We start from the raw sequence: 6,886 nt of genomic DNA, 5'->3' as shown, positions 1-6,886 counted from the left end.
CAAGGCCCGTGACGAGGTTGAGGACGCCGAAAGCAGTGCCGCGCAGGTCGTTGGGCGACGCGTCCGCCACCAGTGCCGCAAGGGTCCCCTGCGTGAAGCCCATGTGCAGGCCCCAGAGTGCCACGCCGATAGCGGCGATGCCAACGTTCGGAGCAAGCGCGAGGACGACGTCGGCCGCCGCGAGCAGCAGCATCCCCACCATCAGGAGCCGCTTGCGGTTCATTCGGTCCGAGAGGATGCCGACGGGATAGGATGAGATGGAGTAGGCGACCCCCATGAGCACCAGCACCAGCGGTATCGTCGCGGCCGGAACGTCGAACTCGCTTGCCCGCAGGAGCAGGAACGCCTCGCTGAACCGCGCCAGCGTGAACACTGTCGCGACCAAGACGACGCTCCAGTACGGTCTTTCGAGACGGGCCAGCTCGGAGCGGTGCAGCGGCATGCGTGCCGGACGGCGTTCTCGCGTCCCTGCGGGTTCGTGGACCCCGGCGATCAGCACGGCGACGGATAGGAAGGCGGGGATCACCGCGATCCAGAACACCGTTTGGAAGTTGCCCGCGAACAGCCACATCAGCCCGACGGCCAGGAGCGGTCCCGAGAAGGCGCCGATCGTGTCAAGCGACTGGCGCAGGCCGAAGCTCGCGCCTCGGATCTCCAGCGGCGCCAGATCCGCGACGAGCGCATCCCGGGGGGCGCCGCGGATGCCCTTGCCGAAGCGGTCGACGAACCGCGCCGCCACTAGCGCCTCCAGCCCCGAGGCCATCGGGAAGACGGGCTTTGTCAGGGCACCCAGCCCGTAGCCGATCACGGCGAGGAGCTTGCGCTTGCCGAGCCAATCGCTGAGGGCTCCGGAGAACACCTTAACGATCGAGGCAGTGGCTTCGGCGATCCCCTCGATGATGCCGACGGCGAAGGCCGAGGTTCCGAGGACGGCTACCATGTACACGGGCAGGAGCGAGTGGATCATCTCGGACGAGACGTCCATCAGCATGCTGACAAAACCAAGCGCCCAGATGCCGCGCGGGATACGTGGGCGCGCCGCGATGGCTGCGTCTGTCGGAGCTGTCATGATGTCCATGCGAGACGTTGGGATGCCTGACAGCTATCTGCCAAAGACGCTCGCGTCGATGCCATTGGCCTGTCTCGGTGCGGATTTGACGCTACGTCCGCCTCAAGACAGGCGGACTACCACCTACAAAGGCGTAGTTGGGTCGTTACTCGACTTCGACCGCTCGCAACTGAGACGCCTGCTCGGCACGGCGTGCACCGTTGAGGGGCATAGAGAAGGTGAACCGCGTCTCCAACTTGGACGACAGAACCTTCAGCGTCCCGCCGTGCGCCTTGGCGATCTCAGACGCGATGTGCAGCCCGAGACCCAGCCCCTGCTTGCTCGCTTGAACGCCGCCGCGGAAGAAGGGCAGGAAAAGATGCTCCATCGCACCCGGCGGGATCGGCGTTCCGCCGTTGGCGACCCAGACTTCCAGCCAGCCGTCTGCCGTCTTCGCGCCGATCATGATCGGACTGTCCTCAGCACCGTGCGACAGGGCGTTGCCGAGAAGGTTGGAGACGAGTTGCGCGACGCGTTGGCGGTCGATGTCGACGGGTTCGTCGATCGCAAGGTCCGTTCGGATCTCGCGGCCTGTGCCAGCCCGAAGCTCGTCGACCACTTGGAGGAGCACGGGCTCCAGCGGCAGCAGGGCGTCGCGCTCCAGCGTGATGCCGCCACCCAGCCGTCCACGGGCGAAGTCGAGCACGTTGTCGATCAGGCCCGACATGCGCAGCGTGCTCGCTTCCATTAGCATCAGGATCTTTCGTCCCCGCTCGCTCAGAGTCTCGCGTGACAGGAGTTTCGTGCCGCTCTGGACCGAGGCCAAGGGGTTGCGCAGGTCGTGGCCGAGGACCGCGATGAATTCCTCCCGCAACTTGCCGAGGTCCCGTTCCTCGTCGAGCCGTCGGGCTAGCGCCTCGTTCGCCGCTTCGACCTGCCCTTGCAGAACGCGGGCCTGCGTCTGGGCCGCGACCAGCTCTCGCTCGTAGCGGCGGCGTTCGGTTGCCTTGAAAATGGCGACACGAACCGAGCGGAGCTCGCCCGCCGCGTCCCGATCCTCCACGGCATTGACGAGCACGGGCAGGCGAGTGCCGTCGGTTGGAACGAGGTCGAGTGCGATCTCCTCCACGTGCCCATGCAGGCGAAGCATCGGGACGAAGTGTGTTTCGTGGAAGATGCGCCCGGCAACGCTGAGGAGGTCGAGGAAGCGCTTGCCGACGAGCGCTTCCGGTGGATGGCCAGTCCAAGCGGCCAGGGCACGGTTCGACCTGACGATGGAGCCTTGCGCGTCAAGCGACAGCAGCGCGCAGGGTGCAGACTCGAAGAGGTCTGCGACATCGTCTGCCGGGTGCGTCACAGAGAGCTTCCGACGAACGGGCGCATGGCCTCCACGACCTTCGACGGCGCGCTGAGGTTGGGACAATGCCCGCTAGCGTCGAGGATGACGAATTCGCTTCCGGCGATCTCGCGATGGACGAACTCGCCGACTTCTCGTGGCGCGATGACGTCGTTTCGGCACTGGATAACGAGCGTCCGGGCTTGGACCTTCGGCAGATCGACGCGGTTGTCGGAGGTGAACGTCGCGTGGGCGAAGGCCTTCGCGATCTCCGGGTCCATCCGGCAGAAGCTTTCCGTCAACTCCCGGCCGAGCTCGGGATGATCCGGATTGCCCATGATGGCGGGCGCCATTGTGGCGGACCAGCCCATGTAGTTGTCGGAGAGGGAGTCCAGCAGCTCGTCGATGTCCTCGGCCGTGAACCCGCCACGGTAACCGACATCGTCAATATATCGCGGCGAGGGACAAACAAGGACGAGGGTAGAGAAGAGCTCCGGCGCCGCGATCGAGGCGAGGACGCCGATCATGCAGCTTACGGAGTGACCAACGAACACTGCATCCGTCAGCCCGAGGTCTCGGCCGATCTCCACGAGGTCTGCGGCGTAGCCGTCTAGGCTGGCGTACTTCGCAGGCTCGTAGGCCGAGAGATCCGAACCTCCCGCCCCGACATGGTCAAAGAGGATGGTCCGAAACTCGCTTTCGAAGGCGGGAGCTACGAAGCGCCACATGTTCTGGTCGCAGCCAAAACCATGGGCGAAGACCATAGGGCGATTGTTCGTTCCCGCCTCGCGGACGTTGTTGCGAATACATATAGACAAAGCGGCATACTCGACGTGTTGAGCGGAGCGGAAAAAGCGCGCTCCACCAGCGCTTGTAGGTCGAGACCATATCTACCGCTTGTCGTCCCGTCAGCTTTATGAATGGGATAGCGCGATTTAATTGGTATCCACGGGTATTTCCTTGAGCTGACCCGCTTCTCTGCATTCCCTCGTCGTTAAAGATCCTGCGTTTTGTTACCGTCAAATGGCTTGCCTAACGTTCAATTCGCCCGATGTGCCAGGCATAGTGGCTCACGCGTCTTATTCCGAATGCTTGGCAGGTGAGACCCACGGATCCAACCACTCACCGCCCGCGACCGGATCGAGGACGGCATCATCAGCCAAGGCATCCATGGACATCAATGCGGACCAGCGCGTCGCCGCTCTCGAGAGCTACGGCATCCTCGACACACCGGCCGAGACGGGGTTCGACGACATCGTCCTGCTCGCGTCGCAGATCTGTCAAACGCCCACAGCACTCGTCAGTCTCGTCGAACGGGACCGCCAATGGTTTAAGGCACGCGTCGGCTTCGACTGCGTTCAAACCCCGATCTCTCAATCCGTATGCGCCCACGCGATCCGCGGCGACGGCATCCTCGTCATTCCCGACCTGACGGCGGATCCGCGCACCTCAGAAAACAGTCTTGTCACGGGTCCCCCGTACATTCGGTTCTATGCCGGAGCGGTGCTGGAGACGCCGGAAGGCGTCCGGCTCGGCTCGCTCTGCGTCATCGACACCGAACCACGTCCGCTCGGCCTCACACCCGCTCAGGCAACGGGCCTCCATGCGCTGGCACGGCAGGTCATGACCCATCTGGCCCTCCGTCGGATGCTGCTCCAACGGGAGGCGGATGCGGCGACCCTGCTCGAGGCAAAGAATGACGCCGAGGACGCGAACCGGGCCAAGAGCCTTTTCCTCACCAACATGAGCCACGAGCTCCGAACGCCGCTTTCCGCAGTCATCGGGTATGCCGAGATGCTGGAAGAGGAAGCGGAGGAGTTCGCGCTGCCGACGCTTGCCTCCGATCTCGGCAAGATCAAGTCGAGCGCCCAGCACCTCCTGTCGATGATCAACGACCTGCTCGATCTCTCGAAGATCGAGGCCGACAAGATGGATGTCTCGCTCGAAGACGTGGATGTCGCGGAGTTGCTCCGGGACGTCGGCACGACCGTCCTCGGGCTCGTCCAAAAGAAGGGGAACACGTTGGTCATGGAGTTCGGGGAGGGCCTCGGCTCGTGGCGGACTGACGTGACGAAGCTCAAGCAGTGCTTCTACAACCTCGTCGGCAACGCCGCCAAGTTCTCCGAGCACGAGCGGATCGTCCTGTCGGCGTCGCGCAACGTTGGGACCGCTGAGCTGGTGTTCGCGGTGGCCGACAGCGGGATCGGCATGACGCCCGACCAGGTCGGGCGGATGTTCCAGCGCTTCTCTCAGGCAGACGACACGATCGCCAAGCGCTTCGGCGGGACCGGACTAGGACTAGCGCTGACGAGGTCGTTCTGCACGCTGCTCGGTGGGGACATATCCGTTGAGAGCTCCATGGGCGAGGGAACACGTTTTACGATGCGGTTCCCACTGAACAAGCCTATGCAATCGTCTGTTGAATGACCGCTTGTGGGGACAGACAATCGTGGTCTCTACGTCTTGGATGGGTCGCAACCTGCCGCCAGTTGGTGGCGACGAGTTTCGGCAAGAATCCCTTCGGCTGCACGGAGGGCGTGGCGGGTTCCCTGAAGGGTGTGCCGTTTTTTATGTACGCAGCCATTCCGCAGATAGGACAACACTCAGCGACCCACCGAGTCGACTGACGTGGTAGATGTCGTTTGATGAGCCGCAATCGACCCGAGTTGCCGGATGAAGCTTCCGGCAGGCGCCGACGCAGTGGTCTCGGTAGATTGAGATGCCCGAGACTGCCGGACGCAATAGTTGCCTGGTGGCGTGAGCAACTGCGCGACGAAATGTGCAATAAAACGACCACGATCGTGGCTCAAAGCAGAACCGAGAGCGTGGTTATAATTCGGGATTCCTGCCATCCTGCCTCGATCGAGACCGGAGGCGGCGCAGGAGGCGGTGTGCTGTTGCCGCCAAGGTTCGTTTTCCAAGGTTCGAGCATGACATTCGACCATCCGCTGCGCCGCCAGCTTCACGATGAGCTTCACGCGCGACCGTCACTCTATTTCGAGGCACCTTCGGTGGTATGGCATGCGGCCTTCCATGTCGGCGGCCCCTCCTCGTGGATGCCACAGTCGCTTTGCCGCGAAGCCGAGTTGACCCGCGACGGCAAAAGCGGCATCGCGGTCTGCGGCAACGGCCGGCTCAAATGGGAGGTGCACAACGAGTTCATCTCGCTGACCCACGTCATGCCGTGGAGCGGCTTGGTCGACGACATCCCGGAGCCGGACCCGGCCTGGACCGAGATCCTCGGCACGGTGCCAGGACAGAGACTCGTCTCCGTTTCCGTCCTCGTCGGTAACGCGCTCGACGATCCCCAGATCTTGATCGTGGGAGATGGGGAGGCCGTTGCCTCGACCGTCGGGGACGACCTTGCCGAGGCTTGGTCGACCTATCGGCTGGGCGAGAACGGCTCGATACGGATCGTGCTGCTGAACAGAGGTTTGAACGCCTACCGGTTGGGGCGCATGGTCCGGCGCATTTTGGAGATCGAGAATTACCGGATGATGGCCTTGCTTGGCCATCCGCTGTCACAGGAGGCGTTTGCGCATTGCGCCGACTTCGAAACGCGTCTCCAGTTCATTGTGAGCGCCCTCGGGGGAACCCAGAGAAAGGCGGAAGTCCTGCTCGCGGAAATTGCCAAGCTTTCTGCCGATATCCTGGAGTTCTCCATCAAGGCAAGGGTGCGTTTCTCGGCGACCGCCGCCTATGCAGACTTGGTCTTCACGCGGTTGGGTGAGCTGCGTGAGGGAAGGGTCGAAGGCTACCAGCGCATTGGGGTGTTCATCGACCGCCGTTTCAGGCCGGCCGTTCGGTCTTGCAAGCAGGCCGACGAGCGGGTGGAGAGTGCGGCGGTTCGCGTGGCGCGCGCCAGCGAACTGCTGCGGACCTCTGTTCAGGTCGAACTCGAGCAGCAAAACGCGATGATGCTCAGTTCGGTCGCACAGCGAGTGGCATTGCAAACCAAGCTCCAGGAAGCCGTCGAAGGTTTCTCCATCATCGCGATCAGCTACTACCTGCTGGGAATCATGAAGATGGTTCTCGACGGGATGGGCAGTTTTGGCGAGGACTTCCACGCCCCCAAATGGATTGTGGCTGCTGCCGCGCCCTTGGTCTTCTTATTGGTTTGGTCCGCGGTCCGACGTGTAAAAAACTCCCTGACAAGCGGTCACTGACCGGGGCGGACGAGACTATGGCACCTGGCGATCGTTTTGGCATCTCCTAGGGTCAGGACCCATTGATGTGAGGGCGACGATCTGATTCAGGCTCTGTGAGGAGACTGGATATGAGCAATCTGTATTGGCTGACGGACGAGCAGATGGAGCGCCTGCGCCCGTTCTTTCCCAAGAGCCACGGCAAGCCGAAGGTCGACGACCGGCGGGTTCTGAGCGGCATCATCTTCGTCAATCGCAATGGGCTGCGGTGGCGGGATGCGCCGAAGGACTATGGTCCTGCCAAGACGTTGTACAACCGTTGGAAACGCTGGGGTGCAATGGGGATCTTCGTGCGCA

At 62.9% G+C, this 6,886-nt stretch carries 6 protein-coding genes; 3 read left to right on the top strand and 3 right to left on the bottom strand.

Annotated elements, in window-relative coordinates; genetic code table 11:
- The 3 genes from ACZL02_RS24270 to ACZL02_RS24260 all read right to left on the bottom strand — a co-directional run.
- Positions 1-1,069 (bottom strand): MFS transporter (locus tag ACZL02_RS24270; protein ID WP_472941266.1); only part of this gene is annotated, 1,069 nt, incomplete at its 3' end.
- Between the two features lie 145 nt (positions 1,070-1,214).
- The gene (locus ACZL02_RS24265) at positions 1,215-2,405 is read right to left on the bottom strand and encodes a PAS domain-containing sensor histidine kinase (protein WP_472941265.1); all 1,191 of its coding nucleotides are present in this window, start codon (positions 2,403-2,405) and stop codon (positions 1,215-1,217) included.
- On the bottom strand, positions 2,402-3,148 hold the full coding sequence (locus tag ACZL02_RS24260) for an alpha/beta fold hydrolase (RefSeq protein WP_472941264.1): 747 nt from the start codon (positions 3,146-3,148) through the stop codon (positions 2,402-2,404). Before ACZL02_RS24260 ends, ACZL02_RS24265 begins: the two co-directional genes overlap by 4 nt.
- A gap of 406 nt (positions 3,149-3,554) precedes the next feature.
- On the opposite strand from ACZL02_RS24260, the gene ACZL02_RS24255 reads away from it, so the two are divergent.
- The 3 genes from ACZL02_RS24255 to ACZL02_RS24245 form a co-directional block, all read left to right on the top strand.
- The gene (locus ACZL02_RS24255) at positions 3,555-4,811 is read left to right on the top strand and encodes an ATP-binding protein (RefSeq protein WP_496258581.1); all 1,257 of its coding nucleotides are present in this window, start codon (positions 3,555-3,557) and stop codon (positions 4,809-4,811) included.
- 503 nt (positions 4,812-5,314) lie between these two features.
- Entirely contained in the window at positions 5,315-6,550 is a 1,236-nt protein-coding gene (locus tag ACZL02_RS24250; RefSeq protein ID WP_472941262.1) for a DUF3422 domain-containing protein, read from the top strand.
- 110 nt (positions 6,551-6,660) lie between these two features.
- A partial coding sequence (locus ACZL02_RS24245) for a transposase (RefSeq protein ID WP_472941261.1) occupies positions 6,661-6,886 on the top strand: 226 nt, incomplete at its 3' end.

Source organism: Mesocryomonas fontinalis (assembly GCF_055730125.2).
The sequence above is the reverse complement of the archived record's forward strand: the minus strand, read 5'-3'. Positions and strand labels throughout refer to the sequence as shown.